Genomic DNA, 2325 nt, shown 5'->3' on the forward strand with positions numbered 1-2325 from the left:
TTAAGTATAAAAATAACGTGATTGAATGTGATCATGGCAAGCTAAAGCGGATCATCAGGGCCACATTAGGATTCAAATCTATGAAGACGGCTTATGCCACAATTAAAGGTATTGAAGTCATGCGTGCTCTACGCAAAGGACAAGCTTCATTATTTTATAACGGTAATATTCTAGGAGAAGTTTGGCTAGTAAATAGAGTTTTCGGTCTCTAAGCTTTTTTGAAGGGAAAATCATCGACTCAGATCCCTATTTGCAACAGTGCCGTTGTTAGTGGTTTGACCCACTAACAACTAACACGTTGGCTATTCATTGAGTAAATCCTAAACTCAACTAATTCTTTTATTTATCAGACAACCATTTTTCGACATTCGACGGCACATTCACGGCAAGCATCAGCACATTGCTGGCAGTGTTGATGCTCATGTTGGCTACATTCATCTGCACAGTATTCACAAGCCTTGGCACAAAGCTCACAAATTTCTTTCATAAAAGGAGATTCATTTTGCTGCATACGAGCACAGAGCTGACAAATATCTGCACAATCTAGACAACGCTGAATACATTCTCGCATCATCTCCAGATTTTCTTCTTTTAGACAGGCATTTGCACAACTGGCACAGGTAAGGTAACAGCTCATACATGCCTTTGCGCAATCTGAAAATTGGATATCGTTCATCATACTTACCTAAAGTCACTTGATTTAGGAATAAGCTAATCAAAAAAAAAGATATACACTAGGACGATTAGGTAAGGGAAAGTAAAATAGTCATAGATTTTGTTAAATGGTTTTAGGAGAGTGTAAATAAAACTGTGTAAACGCTTAAACTATCCCTCAACGCTGTTGGGGGGCAACACAGGTGTTTACCATGAAAGATGAAGCAATGCTGGCATTGGCAAAAGAATTTGCTAAGAACTTAAAAACAGAAGCTGACCTGAATAATTTCAGTAAAGCTTTAAAGAAACTCACCGTTGAAACTGAATAGCCACCGATTTTGTAGACACCTTTTAGTTAGATAAAATGGCTAATTAACGAGGTGCTTATGAGCAGTAAACGATACCCTGAAGAATTCAAAATTGAAGCAGTAAAACAAGTCACTGAGAAAGGTCATAGTGTGGCTGAAGTTGCTACACATTTAGGAACCACTACACATAGTCTGTATGCTTGGATCAAACGTTATGATCCACAGCAGCCCAAGACAACAGAATCTAGTGATCCAACTACAGAATTAGCGAAATTAAAAAAAGAGCTGCAAAGGGTCACTGAAGAAAGGGACATATTAAAAAAGGCCGCGGTGTACTTCGCAAGCCAGTCCAAATGAGGTACGCCTTTATTCGGGACAACCAACATATATGGTCTGTTCGTCGTTTATGTTCAACGTTAGATGTTCATCACAGTGGTTATTACGCCTGGTTAAAGAAACCTACCAGTATAACTGCGAGGAAGCGGCAACAGCTTTCAGGATTAATTAAACAGTTCTGGTTGGAATCTGGCGGAGTCTACGGTTATCGCAAGATTCATTGTGATTTGAAAGACGTTGGCGAAAGTTGCGGTATCAATCGAGTACATCGACTCATGAAGGCGAATGGTCTCAAGTCACAGCGTGGCTATCGCAAACCTAGAGCTAATGTTAGTACTCCATCGATTGTGGCTCGAAATACTTTAGACAGACAGTTTAACCCCACCCAGCCCAACCAGTTGTGGGTGACTGACATCACTTATATTCGCACTCATGAAGGATGGCTGTATCTTGCAGTAGTAATCGACCTATTCTCACGGCTAGTCGTTGGCTGGTCTATGAAGTCGAGAATCACAACAGATCTGGTTTTAGATGCTCTACTGATGGCTTTGTGGCGAAGAAGCTCAAAGAACAAAGTCCTGATTCATTCTGATCAAGGTAGCCAATACACCAGTCATGAATGGCAGACATTTCTCAAGCATCACAACCTTGAAAGCAGTATGAGCCGGCGTGGAAACTGCCATGATAATGCTGTTGCTGAGAGCTTCTTTCAGCTGTTAAAGCGAGAGAGGATCAAGAAGAAAATCTATGTGACAAGAACTGAAGCAAGGTCGGATATCTTTGAATATATAGAGATGTTCTATAACTCAAAACGCAGACATGGTTCCAATGGTCAGCGTTCTCCATTAGATTATGAAAAGGCCCATCAAAAGATGGTTATGTGTGTCTAGAATTTTGGTGGCTATTCAGTCTTGCAAAATATTCACTTAATTTTTGTTATACAAAGCTTTTGAGTAAAGGATGAACCCACATCAATGTAATAGCAATTATCTAACCGGGTCATTTCCTTGACGATCGTATGTCCCAA

The 2325-nt window shown here is 40.1% G+C and carries 3 protein-coding genes and 1 pseudogene; 2 read left to right on the plus strand and 2 right to left on the minus strand.

Translation table 11 applies throughout. From position 1 onward, the window contains the following. The coding region (locus FTU90_RS15825) for a DDE-type integrase/transposase/recombinase (RefSeq protein ID WP_180073106.1) at nt 1–212 on the plus strand (212 nt) is incomplete at its 5' end. Between the two features lie 134 nt (nt 213–346). Here FTU90_RS15825 and FTU90_RS15830 read toward each other — a convergent pair. Continuing rightward, entirely contained in the window at nt 347–676 is a 330-nt protein-coding gene (locus FTU90_RS15830) for a four-helix bundle copper-binding protein (protein WP_026055492.1), read from the minus strand. 364 nt (nt 677–1040) lie between these two features. On the opposite strand from FTU90_RS15830, the gene FTU90_RS15835 reads away from it, so the two are divergent. Then, nucleotides 1041–2188, plus strand: a protein-coding gene (locus tag FTU90_RS15835) for an IS3 family transposase (RefSeq protein ID WP_180073108.1) whose coding sequence is annotated in 2 segments (ribosomal slippage) — nt 1041–1287 and nt 1287–2188 — 1149 coding nt in all. Because the reading frame shifts where the segments join, the coding sequence is not laid out codon by codon here. Nucleotides 2189–2220: 32 nt separating this feature from the next. On the opposite strand, the pseudogene FTU90_RS16220 reads toward FTU90_RS15835, so the two are convergent. Further along, a pseudogene (locus tag FTU90_RS16220) lies at nt 2221–2325 on the minus strand (serine/threonine-protein phosphatase 2); the annotation flags it as partial.

This window comes from Acinetobacter sp. YH12200 (assembly GCF_013418175.1).
GTDB classification, from domain to species: domain Bacteria; phylum Pseudomonadota; class Gammaproteobacteria; order Pseudomonadales; family Moraxellaceae; genus Acinetobacter; species Acinetobacter pseudolwoffii.